Origin of the sequence: Parafrankia sp. Ea1.12 (genome assembly GCF_900465275.1) — a bacterium.
Taxonomy (GTDB): domain Bacteria; phylum Actinomycetota; class Actinomycetes; order Frankiales; family Frankiaceae; genus Parafrankia; species Parafrankia soli.
In genome coordinates this window covers 26,943-53,290 of sequence record NZ_UBIZ01000255.1, presented here as the reverse complement: position 1 = coordinate 53,290, position 26,348 = coordinate 26,943, and the positions used below count along the sequence as shown (strand labels likewise).

The following is a 26,348-nucleotide window of genomic DNA, read 5'->3' as shown; positions in this document are numbered from 1 at the left end:
GCGTCGCGATCCCCCTATTATCCGGGCAATGCGGACGCTTGACCTTGATCACGTCGCGGCGGTCCTTCCCGGGTACGACATCGGCGCGGAGCTCGGCCGCGGCGGCTTCGGCACAGTCCTGGCCGCCCGGCACCGCCTGATCGGCCGGCATGTGGCGGTGAAGGTGTTCCTGGACCCGTCGCCTGAGGCCGACCCGTCCGGCGGTCCCGGGGCCTCGGCCGGCACCGGGGAGAGCCAGAACCTCCGTTCCCGCTTCCTCGCGGAGGCGCGGGTCCTGGCCGGTCTGGACCATCCGCACATCGTGCGCGTCTTCGACTACGTCGAGCGGGACGGGCTGTGCCTGCTGGTGATGGAACAGCTCACCGGCGGCACCCTGCGCGCCCGGGCCGCCGCCGGGCTCCCGCCGCGGGCGACCTGTGCCATCGCGCTCGCCGCCGCGGCGGCACTGGACGTGGCGCACGGCCGCGGGGTGCTGCACCGTGACGTCAAGCCGGACAATCTGCTCTTCACCGCGGACGGCGTACCGCGGGTCACCGACTTCGGCATCGCCAAGATCGTGGAGGCCACGGCGGCGTCCACGACCGGCATGGTCGGAACCCCGAGATACATGGCTCCGGAGCAGATCACCGGCGCGCCGCTCGGCCCGGCCGCGGACCTCTACTCCCTCGGCGTCGTCCTGTACGAGCTGGTGGCGGGCCGGCCGGTCTTCCCCCGGGGACTGCCCCTGCCTGCGTTGCTGCACCATCACCTGTCGGTGCCGCCGCGGCCGCTGCCGGAGGTGCCGCCACCGCTGGCGGCCGTGGTGCTGGCCGCGCTGGCGAAGGATCCGGCGCTGCGCCCGGCGACGGCGGGTGACTTCGCCCGCCAGCTCGCCGCGGCGGCCAACGCCGTGTTCGGCCACGGATGGCTCGCTGCCGCCGGGATCCCCGTGAAGCTGCCCGACGACGTGCTCGGCGCGGCCGGACACCGGCTCGGTGACCCCCTTCCCGGCGCGGCCGCGGGTCACGGTTCCGCCCCCGGCGCCGGCCCGGGGCCGGCCTTCGGCAGGAACCCCGGCAGCATTCCGAGCCCGAGCCCGAGCCCGAGTCCGAGTCCGAGTCCGAGTCCGAGTCCGAGCCCAGGCCCAGGCCTAGGCCCGCGTCCCGGCCCCGGCCCGTCTCCTGGTCGTGCTCCGGCGGGCGGTCGCGGACCGACGAGGGGGCGGGGCCGGCCGCGGGCCGGTTCCCTCACAGCCGCCGCGGTGGCGGCGACGGCGGTCTGTGTCGGCGTGCTGACCATCGGCCTGGTGATGGTGCTGCGCGGTACCGGGAGCGACGGCGCCGCGGTCGCCGGCACCGGCCGTGCGGATGCCGCCCGGCCGGCCTCGCCGGATCGGCCCGCGTACTCCGGGCCGGGCCTGACGATCCCCGACCAGGACTACCTCTCCCGGATCGCGCTCGGCCGGGACGGCTCCCTCTACGTCACCGCCCGGCGCAAGAACGTCGGTGAGATCCTCCGGCTGCACCCGGACGGCACCGTCTCCCAGCTCGTGGGCACGGCGGCGCGGAAACCCGCCGGCGGTGCGGAGGACGGTGGGCAGGCGCCGGCCGTCCCGCCCGAGGGCGTCCCGGCGGCCGACCTGGCCCTGCTCGGGCCGCACGGCGTCGCCGTCGGACCGGACGACACGGTCTACGTCGCGGACAACTTCGGCGGCCGGGTCTACCGCATCACCCCCGAGGGGCGCGCCTTCGTCGTCGCGGGCACCGGATCCGACGACGAGGGCTTCACCGGCGACGACGGGCTGGCGGCGGAGGCCGCGATCACCCCCCTGGGCCTGGCACTGGCGCCCGACGGGAGCGTCTACATCGGCGACGGCCCGCGGATCCGGCGGGTCACGCCCGACGGGAAGATCTCCACCGTGGCCGGCAGACGTGACCGGCCGGGCACCTCGGGCGACGACGGCCCGGCCCGGGACGCACTGCTCTCGGACACGAACGGCCTCACCGTGGCCCCCGACGGAACGCTCTACGTCGCCGACTTCCAGGCACACACCGTCCGGAAGATCGCCCCGGACGGGACGATCAGCCACGTCGCCGGGACCCCGGGGAAGGCCGGCCACGGCGGCGACGGCGGTCCGGCCGCGCAGGCGACGCTGCGCAGCCCACAGGCGACGGCCCTCGGCGCCGACGGGGCGCTCTACATCTCCGACGGCACCAACCACGTCCGCCGGGTGGGCCCCGACGGGATCATCACGACGGTCGCCGGTTCCGGCGGGACGGACGGTGATCCGGACGGCGCCCTGGCCACCGGCGCCGACCTGGAGGATCCCGCCGGTCTGGTCGCCGATCCCACCGGCGCGCTCTACGTGGTCCTTCTGCGCGGCTCGACTCTCGTCCGGGTCGACCCGGCGGACGGGATCGTCCGGACGATGTTGTCTCCGGCGGCCGGATGACGCTGCCTACGGTGCCAGACTGACCCGCGTGGACGTCCTCTTCGCGTCGTTGCCGGCATACGGGCACCTCTACCCGCTGATCCCCCTCGTGGTGGCCTGCCAGGACGCGGGGCACCGGGTCCGCCTGGCCACCGGCGAGCCCTTCCTCGGGGCGCTGCCCGTGCCGACCGTCCAGGGCATCCCGGCCGGGTGGACGTTGCAGTACGTGGAGCGGGAGACCGCCCGGCGGCACCCGGAGGCGACCGGGTTCGAGTTTCCCGTCGCCATGTTCGCCGACGTGACGGCGCAGGGCGTGCTGGACGCGTTCACCCCCCTGCTCACCGCGGACCCGCCGGACGTGGTCGTCGCCGAGAGCGCCAACGTCGGAGCCGTGCTGGCCGCGCACCTCGCCGGTATCCCCGCCGTGGCCTTCGGTATCGGGCAGTGGAGCCCCTTCGGTGAGGTGACCTTCCCCGCGGCGCTGGAGGCGCACCGCACCCGCTGGACCGCGGCGGGGCGCGCTGCTCCGGCCGGGCCGGGCGAGGTGATCGCCGCCTACCTCGAGCCGTTCCCGCCGGGCCTGCGCCAGGGGCCCGGCCCCGACGGTGTGCCGGTGCTGTCGATCCGCAGCACGGCCTGGGCCGACGAGCGGGCGCCGCTGCCCGGGTGGCTGACCGCTCCCGCCGAGCGGCCCCGGGTGTACGTCACGCTCGGCACCGTCTCGTTCGGCGCCGTCGAGGTGATCCGGGCGGTCGTCGACGACCTCGCCGCGCTGGACGTCGACGTGCTCGTCGCGGCCGGCCCGGAGGGCGACCCGGCGGCCCTGGGCGCGCTGCCCGAGCGGGTGCGGGTCGAGCGGTTCGTGGCCCAGAGCCGCGTGCTCGGCGTGGTGGACGTCGCCGTCCACCACGGAGGCTCGGGCACGGTGCTCGGCGCGCTGGCGAACGGTGTCCCCCAGGTGCTGCTGCCGCAGGGTGCGGACCACTTCCACAACGCGCAGCTGCTCGCCGAGCGCGGCGCCGCCCGGGTGTTCCACAACGAGGCACGGCGGCCGGGTGACGTCGCCGCGGCCGTCCGCGATCTGCTCGGTGACGCGCCCGAGCGCCGTGCCACCGCCACGCTCGCCGCGCAGATCGCCGCGAGCCCGACTCCCGCCGACGTCGTGGCGGCAATCGCCGCGATCGCCGAGGCCGCCGCGAAAACCCGGCGATGACGGCACCGGAGGACTGACCGGGCGCCGCGCCGCCGCGCCGCGAGGCCGCCGGGCTCCCGGGCCGGGCCGGCGGCGCAGGGGGCTATTCCGGTGCGCGGCCCCAGGCGATGGCTGTCGCGAAGGAGAGGTCGAAGAAGGCCGGGTCGGTGAGCAGGTCGAGGGCGCGGTCCACGGTGTCGGCGGTGGCCAGCCCGAGGCTGAGGATGCGCGGGCGGAGCCGGCTGAGGGTGAGCGCCCAGCAGTACGCGGACGCGTTCGCCCCGCCGGTGGTCGGCAGGTGGCTGGAGGTGCCCACGTCGACCAGGTGCCGGCTGCGCAGCGGGCCGGGGAACCCGCGCGCCCACGTCGAGTCCATGCCGATCGTCCGCGCGAGGACCTGTTCGACGGCGGTCATCGCCTGGCGGAACGTCGGGTTGGGGGAGGAGGCCACCGGGAAGCTCGCGATCGACTCGACGACGATCGTGCCGCCCGGCCGCAGCCAGGACACCAGCCGGTCGAGGACCTGTTCGCGCTCGGGAAGGTGTTCGAGCACGAAGCGGGCGTGCACGAGGTCGAACGGCGCGCCGGGCGGCGCCGGGTCGCGGGTCACGTAGTGGCGCAGGACGGACAGGCCGGGCGCACTGAGGCCGGCCAGGTGGCTGAGGTCGATGTCGGTCGCGGTGACCTGGCCGGCGGCGGTGACGCGGTCGGCCAGCCAGGCCGCCACCGACCCCGCGCCGGCGCCCACCTCGAGGCATCGCCACCCGGCGGCGACGCCGAGCTCGTCGAGGAGACGGGTCGTCACCGGGTCGCATACCGCGGCCATGGCGGCGAGCCGGCGCCGTTCGCCGTCCGCCGCGCCGCCGAGAACCTCGTCCGCGTACCGACGGGGCCAGGCGTCGTTCATCGTGTCCAGCTCCCCGTCCCGGCACCGGCGGAGCCCCGTCGCGTGAGATCGACAGGTATGGCGCGTGGCAGGAACATGTCGCATTTCTGACAGGAAATGATGCGCTATGCGACAGATCTTATTCTTTCGGTGTCGAAGGTCATCCGAGGCGCGGGGGTCTGGCATGGCGCCGAAGCGTCGCTTGATGTTGTCCCTGGCTGTACCCGTCGTCCTTGTCACCAGCCTTGCGGCCTGCGGCGGTGGCGGAGATTTCTTCCCGCAGGTCCCGGCCGGCAGCGAGACGGGGAGCTTCGTCACGCGGTCGGCCGCCCCGCCCCGCGCCCCGGTCGCGTCACCGACCCCGGCCAGGGCCACGCCCGAGGCCTACCAGCGGGTTCTGACGGATCTGGACACCGCGCTCGGCCCCGGGTTCGGCGCCATCGGTTCGGCCCAGACCCCCGAGGATCTCGCGGCCGCGCTGTCGGCCGTCGCGCTGAACCTGACCATCCAGGCGGACGGCCTCGACGACGTCCGGCCCCCGGCGGCGGTCGCGGCCGCGCACACCGGCCTGTCGAACGCGCTCGGCACGCTGGCCAGCGAACTCACCTCCCTGGCGGGCGACGCCCGCGACCGGGATTTGTGCACCGGTGGCTCCGGGCTGCCCCGGGCGGCCAGCGGTGGCGGCGGTCATCTGCTCCGGCTGGCCGTGCTGGGGCTGGCCACCGCGGATCCGGCGCACCACTACACGGCCGGGTCGTTCCTGCCGCCGGGCGCGCCGGACCAGACCCGCCGCCCGGCCAACGGCAGTCTCCCCGGCGGGCGGCGCGGCGGCTACGGCGAACTGACCGTCACCGCGTCCGGCGGCACGGACGCGGTCGTCAAGGTCCTCCAGGGCGCCGACGTCATCCGCAACGTGTACGTCCAGGCGGGCGCCTCGGCGAAGGTGGACGGGATTCCCAACGGCACGTTCGACGTGTTCTACACCGAGGGCACGGACTGGGACGACGCCAACCACCGCTTCACCCGCGACTGCGCCTTCAGCCGGTTCGACCAGCCGGTCACCTTCAGCACGACGAACCGGCCCGGCTCGATCGAGTACACGACCTACACGCTCACGCTGTACGGCGTCATCGGCGGCACCGCCTCGACCACCGACGTGCCCCCGAGAGCCTTCCCCGCCGGGTGACGCCGACCGCGGGCAGCCGGCCGGCGTAACCCGCGTCGGATCAGTTCAGTCCGGCATCGCAGCCTCACTCAGCACAGCGTCCGGCGCGGCCACGACGGCTTCCGTGGCCTCGCCGAGGTAGGCCTCCCGGACAGCGGGATCGGCCCGGACCTCCTCCGGCGTCCCGTCGGCGAGGACCTGCCCCTGGTGCAGGACGACGATGCGGTCGCAGGCGGACATCACCAGCGCCATGTCGTGGTCCACCACCAGGACGGCGAGGCCCTCCTCGTGCGCGAGATCGCGCAGGTTCGCGGAGAGCTCGCCGATCTCCGTCATCGACAGGCCGGCGCCGGGCTCGTCCAGCAGCAGGACGGCGGGGTTGGCGGCCAGCGCGCGGACGATGCCCACCAGCCGCCGCCTGGCCATCGGCAGCTCGGTGGGCAGCCGGGGGAGGTCCTCGGCCAGCCGGAAGCGCTCGACCGCCGTGTGAGCCGGGGCGGGCAGCCGTCCGTCGGTGTGGCCGGCGTTCTCCGCCGCGACGCGCAGGTTCTGCGCGACCGTCAGGTCCTCGAACAGCTCACCCGCCTGGAAGACCCGGCCCAGCCCGGAGCGGGCGCGGACGTCCGGCCCGTCGCCGTTGAGTGATCTCTCGCCGAGGTGCACGCTCCCGCTGGTCGTCGGTGCGAAGCCGCCGATCGCGTCGAGCAGGGTGGTCTTGCCTGCCCCGTTGGGGCCGACCAGCCCGGTGACGATCCCGGGCAGCGCGCGCAGCGTGGCGGCGGACACCGCGGTCACTCCGCCGAACCGCACGGTCACGTCGTCCGCGACCAGCGCGCCGCCCTCCCGCGCGGGCTGGGTCCCCTGCGGGAGCGGGGCCGGGTCGTTCTGGAACCGCTTGTGCCACGCGACGCCGTTCTCGTGCACGAGAACGGTCAGGACCAGCGCGGCGCCGAAGATGGTGGCGTAGTTCTCCGCGACGAAGCCGATGTGGAGCTGGGAGATCAGCAGGTAGACGAGGCCACCGAAGGCCAACACCCCGCCGAGCAGACCGCCTGTGATCGACGTGACCCCGGCGATCACGGCGAGGCTGACCAGGTTGATCGACTCCATGAAGGAGAACTGGGTGAAGGTGACCGAGGAGCTGCGGAAGCCCAGCAGCACGCCCGCCGCGCCCGCCAGGGACGACGAGATCACGAACGCGGACAGCTTCGCCCGCGCGATGTTGATGCCGACCGACGCGGCGGCCCGCTCGTTCGTCCGCACCACGAGCAGCCGGCGCCCCAGCCTGGACCGCCGCACGACGGCCACCACCACACCGGCGACCACCAGCCAGAACAGGGCGACGAACCCGTACCTGTCGGGATACCGGGCGGCATCGACGTCCAGGCCGAACACCGTCGGCAGATGCGGCTGGGAGCCGGTGATGCCGCCGGTGTAGTGGGTGCTCTCGAAGAGGACCCCGGAGACGGCGACGGCCATTCCCATGGTGAGGATGCCGAGGTTGATGCCCCGCACCCGTAGCGCGGGCAGGCCGACGAGCAGCCCGGCGATCGCGCCGACGGCCGCACCGGCCACCGGCGCCAGCACGAACGGCAGCGAGTAGTCGAGATCGAGCCGCACGGCGGCGTAGGCGCCGAGCCCGGCCACGGTCATCTGCGCCAGGCTGATCTGGTTGGCGTACCCGATGAGGACCACCAGCGACAGCACCAGGATGCCGAAGACGATCGACAGGATCGCGGCGTCGCGCCACTGGGCGTCACCGACGAGCAGGACGACGACTATCCCGACCAGCGCGAGGCCGACCGGGATGGGCCGGAACAGTCCCGCGGCGACGGGTGCGGCGGGGACGGCCGGCAGCCGGTTGCTCGCCCTGTCCCGGCGCAGGGTGAGGATGGCCATCACGGCCACGAAGGGAACCGTCTGCGGCCAGCCGAGCTGGAAGCGGCTCGGGACGTGCTCGGCCACCAGGTGGGTGACCACGCTCTCGCCGACACCGAGGGCGATGCCGCCGGCCAGCGCGAGCAGGTAGCTGTCGAACCGGCCGAGCAGGGCGGCGGCCAGCGCGAAGGCCATCACCGTCATCATCGCGGTGTCGAACTGCCCCACGATGGGGGCGACGAGGATGCCGGAGGCGGCGGCCAGCACGGATCCGAGAGCCCAGTTCAGGCTTCCGAGCATGTGCGGCGAGGCGCCGAGGGCCTGGGCGGCGGACTCGTGCTCCGCCATCGCCCTCGTCATCAGCGGCAGCCGCGCCCACGCCGACCAGGCTGACAGGGCCACCACGACCACGACCGCGAGCGCGAAGATGATGATTCGCTCGGAGGGGATCGTCTGGCCGAACACGTCCACGCCCGAGGACGGTAAGGATGTGTCGGGCACCCGCTGGGCGCTCCCGAACACCGAGTGCGCCAGACCGATCAGGGTGCCAAGGATTCCCAGGGTCGCCACCATTCGCGAGAGCTGGGTGCGGTGCCGGATGATCCTGATGACCAGCAGGTAGACGGCGGCACCGAAGACGGCGGCGCTCAGCAGCGTCAGCACCGCGGCCAGACCGGCCGCCATCCCCTGGTCGTCGCGCAGCCAGTAGAACACCAGCGCGCCCCACAGCGCGATGCCGCCGTGCGCGAAGTTGATTGTCCGTGACCCACGGTGGATCGCCACGATGCCGACCGCGCTTACGGCGTAGACACCGCCGACACCGAGCCCTAACAACGCGAACTGTAAGACGGCCCGCAGATCCATGGAACCCCCTTGGCTAATGCCTGAATTAGTAGCGACGCGATTCGTGTCGCGTAATCGCCCCGCCCGTCCCGACGAGGGCTATTGCGGACCCTTGCGCAAGAGCGTAAGCTCGTGAGCGCTCACTCGCAAGGGTGTGCGGCGGAATCGTCTGATGGTGAAGTTGCGTTCCGCAGTCTTTCGGTAGCGGCAGGCGACGCTCACCCTCAGGGTACGGAGGATTACGGATGGCCGAAGCGGATCAGATTGCCTCGTCGGCGATCCCGGGCGGCGGCCCGGTGAAGTCGACGGCCGCCGCCTCGACGGGTGCCGGCCCGCCGGCCGCGATCGAGGCGCGCGGGCTGGCCGCCGGCTATGGGCGGGTTCCGGTGTTGCGGGACATCGACATCAAGGTGCGGCCGGGTGAGGTCGTCGCCCTGCTCGGGCCGAACGGTGCCGGGAAAACCACGCTGCTGCGGACGCTCGCCGGGTACCGGCGCCCTACGGGCGGCGACGTTTTCCTGTTCGGTGCTCCTTGTAACCGGGTTCCGGTGTACAAGCGCTGTCGCCAGGGCGTGTCCTTTATGGGCGAAGAGCGGCATATCTTCCCCGGTTTGACCGTTCGGCAGTCGCTTCGTCTCGTCCGCGGCAAAAGCGGCCACCAGGAGCTGTTCCCGTCCCTCGACCGGCGCATCGGTCACCGCGCGGCCCTGCTGTCGGGCGGTGAGCAGCAGATGCTGGCCCTGACCCTCGCGCTCGCCCGGGACCCGCGACTGCTGCTCATCGACGAGCTGTCGCTCGGCCTCGCCCCGCTGGTACGTGAACGCCTGCTCGACACCGTGCGGGCGACCGCCGACCGCGGCGTCGGCGTGCTCGTCGTGGAACAGAACGCGAGATCGGTGCTGAGCCGCGCCGACCGGGCCTACGTCATGCGGCGCGGCGAAATCGTGGACGAGGGTCCAGCGCAGAGGTGGCTTGACGATCTCGACGGCCTCGCGGCGCTCTACCTCTCCTGACAACGGCGACCTCTCCTGAAAACAGCGCTGCGCGTCCGGCGTCGGGGCTCCTGGGAACGCCCGGCCCGTGAGGTGGCCCGATCACGCGCTGATATCTGATCGCTGGTCGTCAGACTGTTCATCCCGTCCTGCTGTCGTTCTGGTTTATCAATTGAAAGCTGGGGGCTGGTAATGCTGAAAAAAATTGCAAGAATGCTAGCGGTGATGCTGTCGCTCGCGATGGCACTTGCCGCGTGCGGCAGTGGGGGTAGTGATGACGGCGGGTCCGCTGATTTAGCGAGTGGACTGACCGGTGAGCCGATCAGAATCGCCTCGATCGCGGGTATGAGCGGTGGGGTGAGCAGTAACCCCGAGTACGCGGCGGGGGCCAGGGCGGCGGTACGGGGAGTCAACGAGGCCGGTGGGATCGACGGTCGGCCGCTTGAATTGAAGCTCTGTGACAACCACCAGAACGGGACCGACTCGGCCAACTGCTTCCGTGAGATTCTCGGCGATGACAGCATCGTCGCGATCGCGGGCGCGTCGGACAACTACCACGACGCATCGAAGGCGCAGATCGAGGCGGCCAAGATGCCGCTCATCGGCCAGTACCCGGTGTCGAAATTCGACCTCACCAACCCGCTCGCGTTCAATGTCAACGGCGCTGTCGTCGTCGGGTTCCACGGCTTGGCACGGGATGTGGTCTCCAGCGGTGCCAAGCGTATCGGGCTCGTCACCCTCGACATCCCGACCGCGGACGTCATCCGCAAGACCGTCGGTGACGTCTTCACCGAGGCCGGTATCGAGGTCGTGAACAATGTCCAGCTCGCGCCCTCCACGGCTGACCTCAGCGCGCCGGCCCAGCAGGTCACGCAGGGCGACCCCGACGCGGTAGTGTGGTTGACCTTCGCGGCGCAGACCAGCGTTGCTGTCAAGGCACTGCGGTCGACGGGCTATGAGGGGACGGTCGCCTTCGCCGGCAGCGCGTTCGAGAAGAGCCAGATCGAGGAGATGGGCGCCGGTGGCCCGCTCACGGTCGGTCTCGTTCTCCCGCCGGCCTGGGACACTTCCACTCCGTATGGGAAGCAGTTCAACGAGGACATGAAGGCGTACGAGCCCGATGGCAAGATCGACGAGCTGAGCATGAACAGCTGGCTCGGCATCAAGATCTTCGCTCAGTTGGCGGCTACGCTGCCGACGGTGGACAGAGCGTCGGTCCTCGCCGGGATCCAGAAGATGTCCGATGTGGAAACCGGCGGCCTGACCCCGGCCATCGATTTCTCGAAGCCCAGCTCGCTGCCCTACGCCGCCATCTACAACCCGGCGTACACCACGGTGCACGTGAAGGACGGCAAGGTGGACTGGACGGGCAAGTTCTACGAGTTCGGGACGGGCAAGGAGCTCACCACCGCCTCGTAGTCCGACCAGCCAGGACGATCGACGGCGTCACACCCGTCGTGGACATAGGAGAAACGCGCCATGACATTCCCGGGCCGCCTCGACGGCAAGGCCGCGATCGTCACGGGCGCCGGGTCCACTCCCGGGCCCGGTGTCGGGACCGGGAAGGCGACGGCGATCGTCCTGGCCCAGGCCGGCGCGAGCGTCCTGCTTGTCGACATCCACCCCGAGCGGGCCGCCGAGACCCTCGAGGTCATCGAGAAGGACGGCGGCACCGCGGCTGTCTTCGCCGGTGACATGACCAGCTCCACCGACGCCGAAGGGGCGGTGCGCGCGGCGGCCGACCGCTTCGGCTCGGTGGACATCCTCGTCAACAACATCGGCGTGGCGATCGCCGGGACGGTCGCCGACACGTCCGAGGCGGACTGGGACAGGTCGCTGGCCCTCAGCCTCCGCACGGCCTTCCTCGTCTCGAAGCACGCCGTCCCGGTGATGGCGGCGCAGGGCGGGGGGTCGATCGTGAACATCGGGTCGATCGCGGGGTTCCGCGGAACCGGCAACGCCGGCTACTCGGCGGCCAAGAGCGGGATGCACGGGCTCACCGTCGACATGGCGTACTCGCACGGCCGCCAGGGCATCCGGGTCAACGCGGTCGCCCCGGGCCACATCACCACCCCGCTGATGTACTCCGTCCTCGGGGAGACCCCCGAGACCGAGTACCGGCAGCGGCTTGCCGCCGAGTCCACGATGCTCGGGACGGAGGGCACCGGCTGGGACGTCGCCCACGCCGCCGCCTTCCTGGCCAGCGACGCCGCCCGCTGGATCACCGGGGTGGTCCTCCCCGTCGACGGCGGCGTCACGGGCGTCACCCCGCTGATCATGGCCGACCGCCTGCGGGCCGTCCCGGCCCCGTCGGCCTGACCCACGCCGCCGGCCAGCCCATCCTGCCGGCCAGCTCGACAGCCCGTCCCCCGTGCACCGCCGGCCGCCGGTCCAGCGGCCGGCGGTGTGACGTCCGCCTTCAGGAGCCGGTCAAGGCGGTCGGTTGCCCCGATTTTCTCGATATCGTCCGTCGGATGTCGGCCGCCGACGTGCCGAGACCGACCGGCCCCCCGAAGGGCCGCACCCCGGCCGCCGGGTGGTGGCGCAGCTCCGCCTCGTCGTAACGCCGCGTCCCCTGGTGCCAGCGGAGCACCCCGGCCAGCCAGCTCTTCAGCTCGCCCACGTACCCCCGCAGGACGTCCCGTGCCTCCTCCGTCAGCTCGTAGGTGTCGAAGAGGGCGGGCAGCTCGACGTCGACGACGTGCTCGAACTCGCGCAGCCGCGCGGTCATCAGATCGTTGACCACGCCGATCGCGCGTTCGGCGCCGCAGCCGAGGAAGTTCTGGACCACGAGGACACCGTTGTGGATCTCGCCCTCGAACTGGATCTCCTTCTGGTACGAGAAGATGTCGTTGAGCAGGCAGGAGTAGTCGGCGGCCGAGTTCTCGAGCGCCCTGACCGGCCGTGCGCGGTAGATCTCGGCCGGGACGACCCGCCCGTGCCCGAGCCGGGAGAGGCTCATCGTCAGTTCGGAACCGAAGGTCCGGCGCCGCATCTCGATGTAGTCGACCGGGTCGGGGATCCGGTTCTGCGCCTGGTTCGCCAGCTCCCACAGCCAGCTGTCGAGCATGATGCAGACCGTCCGGCGGAACGTGCGCCGGGAGTCGGGCGTCATGTCCCGGGTGGTGCGCGGCCACAGGTCGGCGAGGCCGCGCTCCAGCCCGCCGACCGGGACGGGCAGCGGGCCGGGCTCCACCGGCATGAGCTCCTTCAGCCGCTCGGTGCAGGCCCGCGCGCCGGCCAGGTCGCGGGTCCGTCCGTACAGGACCGGGTAGAGGTCGTCGGCGTAGGTCCCCCAGGTGAGCCATCCCGTCGTCAGGTCCAGCTCCGCGGCTGTCGCGTCCGGATGGATGGCCGCGGAGCACAGCGCGAAGTCGGCCGCCCGGAGCTTGTGCTCGTCCCAGATGCCGGGTACCGGGTCGAGAAGCCCGACCGCCGCCGACCATTCGACGATGTTGTGACGGGCTGCCGCCAGATGCCGGCTCTCACCGGTCGTGAACGGCATGTAGAAGGCAGGGAGCTTCACCGGCCCCACGACCTGGTGCGGGACGTGGGTGAAAGCGCGCATCCGGGCGGGCGCGGTGGCCAGCAGCGACGCCGCGATACGCACCGCCGACGTGCCGAGCCCGGTGGCATCCCCGGGAAGGTTGCCGGGAACGGGCCCGGTCGCCCCGGACTCCGCGTTCATGTAGCGGCTGGACCGCATGTGCCATTCATGGCCGCCGGCCTGCCAGTCCTGCAGCCCCTTGACGTACGCCAGGACGTCCCGCCGGGCGGTCGGGGTGACGCCGTGCTCGTCGAGCACCGGCGGCAGCTCGGTCACCGCGGTGTGCTCGAACTGGTGCAGCCGCGAGGTCAGCAGGTCGTTCACGGCGTCGGCCGCCTGCTGGGTCGGACACCCGAGGAACCGCTCGAGCACCAGGACGCCGTTGCTGAGCTCGCCCTCCTCCTGCACCTCCCGCTGGTAGGAGAACAGGTCGTTACGCAGGTGGACGGCGTCGGAGAAGGTGTCCCGCAGCACCTGCGCCGGCCGGGTCGCGGCGATCGCGTCGGGCACCTCGGCGTCCGCGGCGTGCTCGACCAGGTTCGCCGACCAGGGCGCGCCGCCGACCTTGCGCCGCATCTCGATGTACTCGACCGGGTTGGCCAGCCGGTTCTCGTCGATGTTGGCCAGCTCCCACAGGGACTCGTCCAACAGATGACGGGTGCTCGTCGCGAACCGCCGCCGCCAGGCCGGCGTGCGGTCCGGGACGGTGCGGGACCACAGGTCGGCGAGGCCACGCTCGACCGGGTTGGCCGGCTCCGCGGTGACTGCGCCCTCGACCGGCATGAACAGGCGCAGCCGGTCGAGATACCGGCGGGCCCCGGCGACGTCCCGGCCGCGCTTGTAGACCTCGAGGAAGTGGTCGTCGAAGTAGAAAACCCAGACGTACCAGTCCGTGATGAGATCCAGCCGCGCCTCGTCCGCGTCCGGATGGGTGTACGCGCACAGCAGCGCGTAGTCGTGGGAGTCGAAGTCCTGCCCGCTCCAGATCGCCACACCGTCCTGCGGTACGTCGATCATCTCCATCTCCCCGGCCCACGCCCGGCTGTGCACGCGGGCGTGCTCCAGGTTCGGATTCAGCCGGGGTGGATAGGGCAGGTAGAACTCCGGGAGCGTGAAAGGCTGCATGCGCCGGTCAGAACCTTCCTCTGCCAGAGATTTCCGGTGTCCCGAGGGAGTGACGCCGCTTTCTAATGCCCGATCTCGACGTTCTCGAGGACACCGAGCGCATCCGGCACGAGGACGGCCGCGGAGAAGTAGGTGGTCACCAGGTAGGAGATGATGGCCTGCTCGCTGATGCCCATGAACCGCACGGACAGGCCGGGCTCCAGCTCGTCGGGCAGCCCGACGTGGTGCAGGCCGATCACGCCCTGGTTCTCCTCGCCGGTCCGCATGGCGATGATCGACGTCGTCCCGGCGGCACTGACCGGGATCTTGTTCACGGGCAGCAGCGGAACCCCGCGCCAGGCCGGCACGTGCTGGTCGTGGAACAGCGCGGTGGCCGGGTAGATCCCGCGGCGGGTGCACTCCCGCCCGAACGCGGCGATCGCCCGCGGGTGGGCGAGCAGGACGTGCGTGCTGCGCCGGCGGCTCAGCAGCTCGTCCAGGTCGTCCGGGGTGGGGGCCCCGTCACGGGTGTGGATGCGCTGGCGGAAGTCGGCGTTGTTCAGCAGGCCGAAGTCCCGGTTGTTGACCAGCTCGTTCTCCTGCCGCTCGCGCAGCGCCTCGACGGTGAGCCGCAACTGCTGCTCGATCTGGTTCATCGGCTCGTTGTAGAGGTCGGCGACCCGGGTGTGGACCCGCAGCACCGTCTGGGCGACGCTGAGCTCGTACTCCCGCGGCGCCAGCTCGTAGTCGACGAACGTCCCGGGCAGGGCGGGCTCGCCGGAGTGCCCGGACGAGATCGCGATCTCCGCCTCGCCGGCCCGGTTGCGCGGCGGGCGCGGGCGGGCAAGGTAGTCGTCCACGTGCTGGCGCAGCTCCGGCGACTGGTCGAGAAGCTCGGCGAACCGCTGGCGCGGCAGCACCAGGGCCGTCGTGCTGGTCACTGCGCGCACCGAGAACTCCCAGGTGACGGAGTCCTCGACGAGCACGTCGTCGCCGAAGTACGCGCCGTCGGCGAGAATCCCGAGCGATCGCGGGTCGTCGTAGTGCCCCGGCGCGACCTTGTCCACCTTGCCGTGGGCGATGACGAACAGCTCGTCGGCGGCGTCACCGGCGGTCACCAGCGTGTCGCCGGCGGCGAACTCGCGCTGGGTGAACCGCTCGGCGAGCGCGTCGAGCACGTCACCCTCGAAGCCGCGCAGCACCGGCAGCTCACGGAGCTCCGCCGGGACGACCCGCACGTCCGAACCGGTGTTGACGACGGTGATGAGGCCGTCCCCGACGACGTAGCTCAGCCGCCGGTTGACCCGGTACACGCCGCCGGCGGCCTGCACCCAGGGGAGGACACGCAGCAGCCAACGGGACGAGATCCCCTGCATCTGGGGGACGGACTTCGTCGTCGTCGCGAGGTTGCGCGCCGCGGCCGTACCAAGGCTCGACAGCGGCTGGCCGGCGGCACCGTCCTGGACGTCGGAGCTGGCCTGCGCGGGCGTGGTCATACTAGCCACCTATCTCTGGTCATTCAGGGGACTCTGGTCATTCAGGGGACGAGGGCGGGACTCCGACACCGGCGCGCGCGGGGGAGCTCCTCAGCACGGTGAATCCCCCCGGGAACCGCGACGTGCGCGGTCGGCGTCCTTTACTGAGATCCCGGCGCTCGGTCGAGGCCGGATCGATCCCGGCGCGGACCGGCGCCACGGACAGAATTGCAGGCAGAACTACATGACGAAGTGCAGGCGGAACATCGAAAGAACGCGAAGGCTTGTGGCGGCGCGCCCGGAGGCGCGATCGGTCTTTGTTGTGAAGCTGCGCGTACGATGAATACTTCGGTGATCATCCCCAGGTGTGAAACCCGGCGCGCCCGGGACCGTTTTCAGCCCGCGATGCAGTTTCCGCCGCGGTGCGGCGCGCAGTGGAAGCCTTTCGTATCGATCGTCCCGATGGCAAGCACTCCACGGAACCAATCGAATCTGGTCCCTGGTGATTGTCCTCCCTGGTCCCTCGAAATTGTCCTACCGATCACGCGGTGTCACGGAGGTGATCCGGCGGACGTCCCCTGCCCGGCCCGTTTTTGCCAGTAGCCGTCGGCATATATCCAGAAATTTCCGGGTGTCTACGATTCGTACCCGTCAAATCCTCAGTGCAGTTTTCGGTGCACGCTGGGTAATGGTCCCCGGCGGTGTACTAGCCGTATCTGCTTATTGATGTCGGCCGATGCTGAGCTGTAATCACTAGCAATCGCGCTGACAGATGGTCACAACGGCGGGCCACATCCGGCGCTTCCAGCCCCCGCGGGCCAGCGACGGACCATGCGCCGGCCACCAGCCGACCGACGCCCGCCTGCCCGCCGAGCTGTTCGCCTGTCCGTCCGCCGGCCTGCCGTGGCGCGGCGGCCCCCCGCCCGCCGCGCCACGGTTCCGGCGGCGGTTGGTCAGCGCCGGGCGAACTGGCTGCCCGTCGTCTGCACCGAGGCGGGTGCCAGGTTCACGGTCTCGACAAGCTGCTCGCCGTAAACGTCGGTGATCCGCACGGTGAACGGCCCCGGGCCGAGACCCTGCGGTGCCACGAAGTAGTTCCACATCTCCCGCGGCAGCGCCGTCCAGGCGCCGTTCACCCGAACCTCGAGCGAGACGACCGGATTGCGGTGGTTACGGACCTGAATGGCCAGCCAGTAGGCCGACGACCCCTCCTTGACCCGGAACTGGACGGATCCGATGTCAGCCGGGCTCACCAGCCGCCAGGTGACGTCGACCAGCCCGGGTACGCCGCCGGCGATCCGGGCGAAGGCCTGCTGGCTCAGGTCGAGATGACCAGGACCGCACTCCGGGCACCGGTCGGTGACCTTCACGACCGTGGTGCCACCGGGTCCGGTGACCTCGATGTACGCGCCGCAGGCGCGGGCCGTCTCGTAGTCGAGCTCGTTCATCGCCACTACCGGCATGGCCGGGTCGGTCAGCCGGTCGAACATGCAGTTGCCGCCGCCGTCCGCGCCGTAGTGCGTCGCCGGACCGGTGCGGACCACACCCGGCTGGATCCGGCCGGGTGTGACCGGCACGGTTGTCGGCCCTGCCGGTGCGCCCGGCGCCGGCGCGCCTGTCACCGAAGGCCGGCCGGGCGGCGCCGACGGACCGGTGGGCGCGGTCGAGGCACCGGTACCCGGCCCGGCGGTGCCGCCGATCGTCGGCCCGGCAGAAGGAGCGGGGCTGATCGAGGGCACTGGGGTGACCGAGGGCGCTGAGCTGGCCGTGGGCACCGAGGTGGGCGTGGACGACGGACCGGGCGCAGACGCCGCGGTCGCGGTGCTGACCGGGTCGGGCTCCGGCGGACCACCGCCGACCGCCGGTTGGCAGCCGGTGGCGAGGACGACGACGGCCGCCGCCGCCACGCCGAGCAGGGCACGCCGAGCCGGCGAGACGAAACCTGGGGCGGGGGACATCGGAACTACCTCCGTGGCCGGAGCGCCGACGACAGCCGGCGCCGCTCTACCCCTCCCCGGACCTCGCACGCTAGCGGGTGTCGCGATCAGCCGTCGAGCGCCCAGGGTAGCTACGAGAACACTGTGGCGATCTCGAGGTCGCATGTTGTGTCGCGTTGGTTCTGGTATGTCCAATTGTTCGGAGGTCCGTGTACTGTGCAACCGCCGTCGGGCGGTGTCCGGGTCGGCCACACAGGATCGACTCGCGCCCCCTGTCGCCTGTCGCCGCAGGGGCTCCGGCCCAGGTGGCCTGGAGGACGCCGTGGTCAGGCCGGCCCGTTTCTGTCGTCGCCGGGTATTGCCGAAACACAGATATTGGTGGCATCCTACCGACACTTAGCCGGCGCCCTGGGGAGGACGAGGTGGATTCTGGTATAGCCGGGGGCGCCGCGACGGGGCGAGTTGGTTCCCGATATGCGGGTGCGGTTACCGGCGAGTACCTCACCCTCGGCGGTGTTCCAAAGTCACCATGGCCGAGGCCCGGCATGAGCCACGGCCCACCCGGTTCACGGAAGTAAGCCCCGCTAAATAACTCGTACAGACCGGTCGATGGCTCTCCGTGCGCACGGAGAGCCTGACTTTCCGGCTCGACGGAACTTGACGGAATGCGTCGTGATGGCGGGTCGCCCGCCTGCGAAGCACTGCCTTCTCCGTGGCCGCCCGGACCCTCTCCGGTCGACTGATCCGTCGTCCCGGCGCGCCCTGAAGGGCGTTGACCGATCGATTCCCAGATTCCGCCACGTACATAACGAGAGGTCACTGATGGCGCGTAAGAAGCGATTACTCGGCGCGGCCGTGGTCTGCGTCGCTACCCTTGTCCTGGGAGCCTGCGGGGGCGGTGATTCCGACACGGCCAGCCCGGCCAGCGATGCCTCCAGCAAACCCGTTTCGGGTGGCATCGCGCGAATCATCATGACGAGTGACCCGACCAGCCTGGACCCGGCGTCGCTGGCCAACCAGGCGGCGATCACGGCGGTGCTGGGCAACGCCCTGTACGGCACGTTGCTGACCACGGACGAGACCAGCAAGGTCGGCTACTCGATGGCCGAGTCCTTCACCACGACCGACGGCGGCGCCACCTTCGAGCTGAAGCTGCGCCCTGACCTGGTCTTCTCCGACGGTACGCCCCTCAACGCCGCGGCTGTGAAGTTCAACTGGGACCGCATCAAGGACCCGGCCACCGCGTCGTCGAGCCTGCCGGAAGCGGCAATGGTCGCCTCGACCGAAGTGATCGACGACCGCACGATGAAGGTCACGATGACCACGCCCATCGCGGCGTTCGCGCAGGCGGTTGTCGGCACGGTTCTGAACTGGGTGGCCTCGCCGGCAGCCCTGCAGAAGGGCAAGCAGTCCTTCGACGAGAAGCCGATCGGCGCGGGACCCTTCACCCTGCAGAGCTGGACCCGTCAGGCCGAGATCAAGCTCACGAAGAACCCACGCTACTGGGACGCGCCCAAGCCCTATCTCGACGGGATCACGCTGCGCACGGTGCTCGACTCCAACCAGCGTTACAACACTCTGACCAGCGGCGGCGCTGATGTTTCCATCGAAACAAACTGGATCAACCTCGGGAAAGCCGAGGCCGCTGGCCTCCCGTCCGACCTGCTGCCGCTCAGCGGTGGCAACTTCCTGGCGCTCAACACGCGCCGAGCCCCGTTCGACGACATTCGGGCGCGGCAGGCCGTGTCCGCGGCGCTGGACATCGACGCGCTGAACCTGGCCGCCTACAACGGGAAGGGCAGTGTCGCGGAGACGCTGTTCACCGATGCCTCACCCTTCTACTCGAAGACGCAGCTGAGGTCCACCGACCGGGCGAAGGCACAGCAGCTCTTCGACGAGCTGGCGGCCGAGGGAAAGCCGGTGTCGTTCACCTTCTCCAGCTATCCGACCAGTGAGAACAAGGCGATCGCGGAGAACGTCCAGGCCCAGCTCAGCAGCTTCAAGAACGTCAAGGCCGAGGTCGCGATCATCGATTTCGCGAAGGGCGCCGCGCTGCGCTCGACCCACGACTTCGACATGGTCATCTCGTCGGCGGCCTTCCAGGACCCCGAGCCGCGGCTGCTGGCGAACTTCACCGGGAACTCACCGGCCAACATGTCCGGTCTCGCGGACCCGGAACTGGATGCGGCCCTGCTGGCCGGCCGGACCGCGACCTCGGTGGCCGATCGTAAGGCGGCCTACGACAAGGTACAGGCGCGACTGACAGCGATGACGCCGGTCATCTTCCTCATGCGATCGGCCCCCGGCGCGATCGCGGCCAAGAACGTCAACGGCCTCAGGCAGTACGGCGCCGGCTCCCTGCTGCCCGAGGAGCTGTGGATCGAGAAGTAGCCCCCGCGGTGGCGCCCCGGGAACGCCGTGCATCTCACGGTCCCGGGGCGTCAGCGTGTCCGCGGACGCCGGCCACGGTGGTGGCCGTCCTGCACCGTGACACCAGGTCCGCACGACGGGCATCCGGGAGCGTCTGACGCCGCGTGCCGACACCCCGGGCAGTGGAAGACCACGGGGCCGCGCCAGGGAACCGTCGGCGGAACCGGCAACACGGGGCGAGGCGCCTTCGCCCGCCGCCGCACCCATTGGCGAAGCGGAGATCTCATCGGTTCAGCGTGCCACGGACGCGGCTGGCGGTGGCGGCGGCGTCCCGTCGCCGTCTCGTCCCTGATGCGCTGGCCATGTCGGGTACGCCCACATGGGCGGTCCCCTCATTCCCGGGTCATCCGCCGATACTTTCCCGGATCCTCGCGGTGGTCTGCCGGCCGGCCCATCTCATCACCGCGGCGGGCAGCATCAGCACGCTACCGGCCTCCTTCCGGACGACGTCGAAGGCCAGTTCCAGTGTCTGCAGCATCGGGGTGTAGGCCGGCGGGACCGGGGCGAACAGGCTCGCGGCAAACCGTGTGGCGACGGCAGCCGATCTCCAGAGGAGCCCCGCCGAGACCGCCTCGGCGAAGGACTCCGTGGCGATCTCGGCGTCGGCGAACATGGCGAAGAGCTCGTCCAGACCGGGGTCGGGCGTGGCCGTCCACAGCCGCAGGAAACGTGCCCCCGCGGTGGGAAGGCCGCCTTCCTTCCGATCCTCCTCGATCGCGACGGCGAGGCGGGGCAGCTCCTCGGTGAGGATGTCGGCGTGCAGCCGCCGGGCGACCGCGAGCGCAGTGGCCACGAGGGGCTCTGCTCCTGCCTCCGGATCGTCGAGGAAGGACAGCTCCGCGAGGATCGCCTCGCTCTGCGCGTCGAAGTGCTCGCCCAACCGGGTCTGATAGCTGCCCCCGACGGCGAGCCGGCGCAGCTGGTCGTGAGTGTCCTTGGCCGACAGGCCGAGCTGGCGCAGCCGGCCCGGGTCGAGGACGGCCTGGACCATGCGCGTGGCGCCGTCCAGCCGGCCCCAGATCCAGTCGTTGACCCGCCAGGATCTGCTGGCGAACCCGCCGAACCAGAACAGTTCCGTTCCGGCGATCTTGGCCGGGGTGGTGGGCCCGCCGAACGAGTTGGGGGTGAACCCGCTGATCTGCTGGAGCAGCACCTCCTGCTCCACCTCGGGCGGCGCGCCGGAGATCGCGATCTGGCACACCTCTACCGCCAGCAGCCTGCGCAGCAACGACGCCGGGGACGGCTGCGCGCCGTCGGGAAACAACGCCTCGACCAGGTTGTGCAGCAACTCGGCCTCGTCCGCCGCATCGGAGTCGCCAGCCGCGTCGGGAGGACCGGCCGCGTGCCGAACGCCGGGCGGGCCGGCCGGCGGACCGCCTGGCCGGGCGCGCGCGGAGACATGCCGCAGGTCGCCGCCCGCCTCGGCCAGGACGCGCGCGATCCGCTCCGCGACGGCGCCCAGCCGGTCAGGCAGGGAGGCGGCCGGGGCCTCCTTGGCCCCCGGCGGCAGCGGCCAGCGTGACAGCGCGGCCTGAACCCAGGAGCGAAGGCACTCCTGACGCTCCGTCGCGTCCGAGCCCCGCGCCGGGGAAGCCGGCGGCCGGGTGGCCCAGCTCCGCCAGAACACCTCGTCGTCGCGGCGGCATTCACGAAGCTCGGCCAGCGCCTCGTGGAGGCGCCGGCGGTGCCCGCGCAGCCGCCGGCGGGTAGTCACCTCGGCGGGGTCGGTCGGATCGGCGAGCCACATGGCGCGCTTGAAGACGTCGACCGCGAGGGCGCCGACGCGCTCAACCGGCTCGACCCCCCAGGCCCAGAGCGCGGGGTCGGCGTCAGCGGCTGGCAGATGGTCGTCCGGCGGTATGTAGGAGACGCCGCCGGCGCGCGTGCCGACGTCCCGTAGCACCGCTGCGAGCTCGGGACGGCTCCACCAGATCCGGGGCCGCGGGGCGGCCGCCGCCAGCAGCGCACCGATGCGATCGGCCTCCTGGTACGAGCGCGTGCTCCGGTAGCCGTCCATCAGCTTCTCGGCGAGCTTCTCGTTGAGGTGGTGGACGATCCTCGCGCGGTCAGGGCGGTAACGGCGGACCCGGCCGTTCGTCGCCTGGATCTCGGTGAGCTCGGCGTCGACCGACTGCGCGTAGGGCAACGTGGCCAGCGTCCGCAGCACCGCGGCCGGCGTCGGCGGCCGGTCGTCGGTGTCGCTGCCGAGGCTGTAGACGTCGCCGAGACCGGCGACCTCGGCCGGGGCGGGACTGCTCGGGTCGGGGTTCACATGCACCAGGAGCCGCCGTACCTGTTGCTCCGCCGGCTGGGCGTAGATCGCGGCGAGCGCCGGTTTCACCGGCTGGTTCAGCAGCACTCCGCCGTCCATGACGTACCGGCTCCGGTCGAACTGCGCCACCGCCGGCAGGCCCGCGCCGGCGCCCATGTCCGGATGGTAGGAATCCCTCCCCGCTTCCCCCACCGGGATGAAACTCGGTTCGAAGGCGACCGGAAACGACGCGGTGCTCCGGCTCGCCAGCGCCAGCCGGTGGGTAATCCTCGCGTCCCAGAAGGGGTCAAGTCCGGGTGACACGTCCGCAGCGCGGGTGAATCGCAGCGCTCCGGTATGGGCCGATTCGATGATCTCCGTCCCGAAGTCGTCGACGCGCTGTTTCGGCTGGCCGCGCATCAGCGTCGTGTTGATGATCAGGTCGATCGGCCGCTCGCTCGCCGGCACATACCGCTGGGATCGTTCGCCCGCGGGCACGATGCGTTCGAAGGCACTGACCAGCTGGGGCAGGAAACAGTCATCGCCGCGCAGCAGGGACGCCGGGTGCGGCTCACGCGGGTCGCGCAGCAGCGCGTCGAACGAGCCCAGCTCGGCCCACAACTCGCCGAGCGGGCGCAGATCGGCCCCGTAGGCCTGGGCATACGCCAGCAACGCCCCGTTGATGCCACCGGCCGACGTCCCCGCGATCACATCTGCCCGCGCCCTCCCGTGGACGAGATCAAGAAGTCCGCCGTAGACCGTCGCCGCTTCCGAAAAGCGCAGATCCGCCTTACCCGGGGCCGGATCACTCGGACGGCGCCGGGTAAGGCTGTTGATCTCGTTGACCACCCCGCTCATCCACACCGCGAGGCTTATCCCGCCATTGAGAACGACCGCGATTCGAATGTCCTCCAGGTCGTCATGGTCGACATTGAGCTGGTTGCCGCTGCGGCTCATCGCTCTCCTTGACGAGAATCCCGTGTGCCGGGAACGGGGCCGGGTGTTCGTGGGATTTACCGGCAATCCTCACCCACGTCCGCCTCGTCGCGGGTGGGCCGCCACCATGCCGCGCATCCAATCATTGCGCCGGGCCGCTGGGAGTCGTGCCGCGCCGGCGTCGGCGGGCCCGCCGGTCAGCCGCACGGCGGCCCGTAACCAGCAGACGAGGGCCGGTGGTGTCCCACAGCCGAATCCTGCTTTCGGTGACCGTGATGTACATCTGGCCGTCGGCTCTGAGCGGTCAGGTGACCCGGCCGGAAGCCGGCGCCGGAGCGGATTGCCGGTCCGGGATCTGGCGGGTGAGGAACATCGCGGCCAGGGCGATGGCGGCGAGCAGCGACAGAGCCGCACGCAGACCGTCGAGGCGGGCGTCCGCGTTGGTGGCGGTGATCGCCTTGGCGGTGTCCGGCGGGACGCCGGCCTCGTCGAGCCGGATCTTCAGGTCCCGGTCGGACAGGAAGGGGACGCCCTCGGCCAGGCGCACCTCGGCCTGCGTGCTCAGCTCCGCCGGTACGGCGGGGTCGTGCCGTACGCCGGTGAGGAACGACGAGGTCAGCGCGGAGATGAGAACCGCCCCAGCTGCCGCGGTACCGATCGACGCGCCCAGGTTCGTCACCGTGTTCTGCACCCCACCGACCTCGCCGGTGTGCTCGTCGGCGACCGCGGACACGGTGACGCTGCCGAGCTGGGACGCGAGCGCGCCCACCCCGAGGCCGGCGAGCAGCATCGGCCAGGTCACGATCTCCGGTCCGGCGCCGGCGTCGAGCGCGGCGATCAGGATCGTTGTCCCGGCGAACAGGGAGAGGAAACCACCACGGACGATGCGTCGCGGTGAGACGTGCGGGAGGGCTTTGGGAATGCCGACGGCAGCCACCAGAAGGGCGATGGACAACGGCAGCAGACGCACGCCGGTCGCGACCGCCGAGAGCCCGAGCGCCACCGACAGATACAGCGGTACCACGAAGAAGAGCCCCGCCTGGAGCAGATACTGGAAGAAGAACGACGTGAGCCCGGCCCGGAACGTCCGGTTCCGCAGCAGCACCGGATCGAGCAGCGCGGCGGCGCCGCGGGCCAGCCGGTGATCCTGCCACCGGACGAAGAGCAACAGGATGGTTCCGCCCGCGAGGGCCAGCCAGATCACGGGTGAGAGCCCCAACCAGACGGGCGCGCCGGGCGCCGGCCGGACCAGGCCCCAGCTCCCCGAGCGGAGGACGCCGTACACGATCAGCGCCAGGCCGGCCGCGGACAGCACGGTGCCCACGATGTCGAGACGTCCCTGCGCGGTCGGAGGCGTGTCCGCCATCCCCCGGGTCAGCCACAGGATGACGCCCACCACGAGGACCTCGCCCGCGAAGACCCAGCGCCAGGACAGGTAGGTGGTGAACAGGCCGCCGACGAGCGGACCCGCCGCGACCGCGATCGCGCCGGCGGCGGCGACCAGCCCGTAGGCACGCGGTCGCTGCGCCGAGGCGAAGTTCGACGCGACCAGAGCGACGACCGCGGGCATGATCAGCGCGGCGCCGACTCCTTCGAGGAACGACCAGCCGAACATGAGCACGGCGAGATTCCCGGCGACGGACGTCGTCAGCGACCCACAGCCGTAGACGACGCAGCCGATGGTGAACACACGCCGATGCCCGAAGAGCTGCCCCAGCCTGCCGCCGGTAATCATGAACGCGGCCATCACCAGGGTGTAGAAGGTGATGGCGGTCTGAATTCCGGTCACCGTGGTACCGATGTCCGCGGCCACGGTGGCGATCGACACGTTCATGACCGAGCTGTCCAGGGTCATGAGGAACTGCGCCGCCGCCAGCGTGGGAAGAACGACCAGGCCGGCCGAAGCGGCCTCCGGCCCGGCCCCGGGGCCCTGAATCCCCGCTGCCCGGGGTGTCATCGTTCGCGCTCGGGCCGACGCCTGGTGACGTCGGGATCTCCGCAGCCGGCCGCATCGCCGGTTCCCTTTTCGGCCCGCATTCCCGTCTTGGCGCGAGCGGCTGCTTTGCGCGTCTCGTTGTACCACATTCCGACGATCGCCCCTCCGGTGAGAACAACGCCAAAACCGATCAGCCAGGAAAGGATCGTGAAAACGACGCCGATGCTCCCGTAGCTCCGCTCGTTCGTGACGATGGACGCGGAGAAAGTAAACCTGCTCACCACGCCAAGACCGGTCAGCCCGACCGTCGTGAACGCGGCGGCCGGCCATGCCTCGCGCCACCCGAGCCGTCCGAGGGTGAGGACCCTGATGCCGATCCAGAGAAGGAACAACATACCCGTGGTACTGAGCAGGCCGTAGCAGATCTGGCCGGTAGTGGTGCTGGTGAGCAGCGCCCCGGCACCGGTGGCGCCGGCGAGAAAGACGATGAGCTCGCAGAGCCAGACGACCTGGGCCGGGATGCCCCGAAGCCCGAGCGGCTGGACCCTGAAAACCTGGACATACACGGACTGCACGGTCGCGGCCAGGGTGAGGCCGCCGAGAATCAGCCAGAGCGCGCCCACCACCGTCCAGCCGCTGTGGACCGTTCCGTCCTGCGGCGTGAACAGCCGTTCGACGGCCTCCGCGGCATCCTGGTTCAGGCCCATCCGCCTGATGATTATTTCTGCCGCGCCTCCGGGGCGCAGCGGCGACAACGCGGCCAACGCGATAATAAAGGGGAAGAACATCATCAGAATGAGCGCGGCGAGACTCATCGAACTGTTGATCAGATCGCCCTGCCGCAATCTGGATGTCAGATCCTCCACCGCGGCGTTCCGGAGCCGTGCCCGGATCGGCCGGGCCTTTTCCGCCAGATGTCCGAACCGTCGCCGCAGCCGGTCCGCGACGGAGCCGATGGATCCGCCGGATGGTCGAGATGTGCGCCGGTCACCGGGCGCGCGTCGGCTCCCGGGCATAACTCCCCTCCGACCACGGTATTCTCGCCCATCCGGCTGACCGCCGACCGGGCCGTGCACCTCAGCATCGCGGCGCGCGAGTGTCCTCGCATCTCCGGGGTCCGAAACGGGGGAACATACGCCTCACGGCGAAGACACGAAAAGGGTCCGGATCACCGTAGGCAGCGAAAAAACGATCAGAGCAGAATTGACCTCGTCCGGTCGTTTCTGCTGGGTCCAGTGCCCGCCCAAGTAGCGGCCAGAGCGGCAGTAGTCGCACAAAGATCACTGTCGCCGCGGTACCAACGGCATGAATTTGTTCATCTCGTGTTCGAATTGCGGCTGATTGTAGCGTGTTGGGAGTGTCTCTG

At 70.9% G+C, this 26,348-nt stretch carries 15 protein-coding genes; 7 read left to right on the top strand and 8 right to left on the bottom strand.

The window, feature by feature from the left end; all coding sequences use genetic code 11:
• Positions 1–28: 28 nt before the first annotated feature.
• Both FMEAI12_RS11230 and FMEAI12_RS11225 read left to right on the top strand, forming a co-directional pair.
• Complete coding sequence (locus FMEAI12_RS11230; RefSeq protein WP_112105965.1) at positions 29–2,431, top strand: serine/threonine-protein kinase; 2,403 nt, start codon at positions 29–31, stop codon at positions 2,429–2,431.
• Positions 2,432–2,459: 28 nt separating this feature from the next.
• Complete coding sequence (locus tag FMEAI12_RS11225; RefSeq protein WP_112105964.1) at positions 2,460–3,623, top strand: glycosyltransferase; 1,164 nt, start codon at positions 2,460–2,462, stop codon at positions 3,621–3,623.
• A gap of 82 nt (positions 3,624–3,705) precedes the next feature.
• Here the strand turns inward: FMEAI12_RS11225 and FMEAI12_RS11220 are convergent, their stop codons facing one another.
• Positions 3,706–4,509, bottom strand: coding sequence for a class I SAM-dependent methyltransferase (locus FMEAI12_RS11220; RefSeq protein WP_112105963.1), 804 nt, complete (start codon positions 4,507–4,509; stop codon positions 3,706–3,708).
• Between the two features lie 184 nt (positions 4,510–4,693).
• Between FMEAI12_RS11220 and FMEAI12_RS11215 the strand changes: the two genes are divergently transcribed.
• On the top strand, positions 4,694–5,674 hold the full coding sequence (locus FMEAI12_RS11215; protein ID WP_235013893.1) for a hypothetical protein: 981 nt from the start codon (positions 4,694–4,696) through the stop codon (positions 5,672–5,674).
• 45 nt (positions 5,675–5,719) lie between these two features.
• Here the strand turns inward: FMEAI12_RS11215 and FMEAI12_RS11210 are convergent, their stop codons facing one another.
• A complete protein-coding gene (locus FMEAI12_RS11210; protein WP_112105961.1) occupies positions 5,720–8,395 on the bottom strand; it encodes an ATP-binding cassette domain-containing protein in 2,676 nt (891 codons plus the stop codon).
• Between the two features lie 224 nt (positions 8,396–8,619).
• Between FMEAI12_RS11210 and FMEAI12_RS11205 the strand changes: the two genes are divergently transcribed.
• From FMEAI12_RS11205 to FMEAI12_RS11195, 3 genes are all read left to right on the top strand, one after another.
• Positions 8,620–9,387 (top strand): ABC transporter ATP-binding protein, encoded by a 768-nt coding sequence (locus FMEAI12_RS11205; protein ID WP_112105960.1) that lies wholly within the window; start codon positions 8,620–8,622, stop codon positions 9,385–9,387.
• A gap of 204 nt (positions 9,388–9,591) precedes the next feature.
• Positions 9,592–10,785 carry an ABC transporter substrate-binding protein gene (locus FMEAI12_RS11200; protein WP_235013892.1) on the top strand — a complete coding sequence of 398 codons (1,194 nt, stop codon included), beginning with the start codon at positions 9,592–9,594 and terminating at the stop codon, positions 10,783–10,785.
• 60 nt (positions 10,786–10,845) lie between these two features.
• Positions 10,846–11,685, top strand: coding sequence for an SDR family NAD(P)-dependent oxidoreductase (locus FMEAI12_RS11195; protein ID WP_112105959.1), 840 nt, complete (start codon positions 10,846–10,848; stop codon positions 11,683–11,685).
• Between the two features lie 100 nt (positions 11,686–11,785).
• Here the strand turns inward: FMEAI12_RS11195 and FMEAI12_RS11190 are convergent, their stop codons facing one another.
• The 3 genes from FMEAI12_RS11190 to FMEAI12_RS11180 all read right to left on the bottom strand — a co-directional run bounded on the left by FMEAI12_RS11190 (position 11,786) and on the right by FMEAI12_RS11180 (position 17,450).
• Positions 11,786–14,038: a family 2 encapsulin nanocompartment cargo protein terpene cyclase gene (locus FMEAI12_RS11190; protein ID WP_112105958.1), complete on the bottom strand. Its 2,253-nt coding sequence runs from the start codon at positions 14,036–14,038 to the stop codon at positions 11,786–11,788.
• A 62-nt stretch (positions 14,039–14,100) separates the two neighbouring features.
• The gene (locus tag FMEAI12_RS11185) at positions 14,101–15,513 is read right to left on the bottom strand and encodes a family 2B encapsulin nanocompartment shell protein (RefSeq protein ID WP_020463016.1); all 1,413 of its coding nucleotides are present in this window, start codon (positions 15,511–15,513) and stop codon (positions 14,101–14,103) included.
• Positions 15,514–16,445: 932 nt separating this feature from the next.
• Entirely contained in the window at positions 16,446–17,450 is a 1,005-nt protein-coding gene (locus FMEAI12_RS11180) for an expansin EXLX1 family cellulose-binding protein (RefSeq protein ID WP_112105957.1), read from the bottom strand.
• Positions 17,451–18,251: 801 nt separating this feature from the next.
• Here FMEAI12_RS11180 and FMEAI12_RS11175 point away from each other — a divergent pair.
• Complete coding sequence (locus tag FMEAI12_RS11175; RefSeq protein WP_112105956.1) at positions 18,252–19,820, top strand: ABC transporter substrate-binding protein; 1,569 nt, start codon at positions 18,252–18,254, stop codon at positions 19,818–19,820.
• A gap of 382 nt (positions 19,821–20,202) precedes the next feature.
• Here the strand turns inward: FMEAI12_RS11175 and FMEAI12_RS11170 are convergent, their stop codons facing one another.
• From FMEAI12_RS11170 to FMEAI12_RS11160, 3 genes are all read right to left on the bottom strand, one after another.
• Positions 20,203–23,067, bottom strand: a complete 2,865-nt coding sequence (locus FMEAI12_RS11170; RefSeq protein ID WP_112105955.1) for a patatin-like protein — start codon at positions 23,065–23,067, stop codon at positions 20,203–20,205.
• A 283-nt stretch (positions 23,068–23,350) separates the two neighbouring features.
• Positions 23,351–25,003 (bottom strand): MFS transporter, encoded by a 1,653-nt coding sequence (locus FMEAI12_RS11165; RefSeq protein ID WP_112105954.1) that lies wholly within the window; start codon positions 25,001–25,003, stop codon positions 23,351–23,353.
• A complete protein-coding gene (locus FMEAI12_RS11160; protein WP_235013891.1) occupies positions 25,000–25,848 on the bottom strand; it encodes a YihY/virulence factor BrkB family protein in 849 nt (282 codons plus the stop codon). Before FMEAI12_RS11160 ends, FMEAI12_RS11165 begins: the two co-directional genes overlap by 4 nt.
• Between the last annotated feature and the right edge of the window lie 500 nt (positions 25,849–26,348).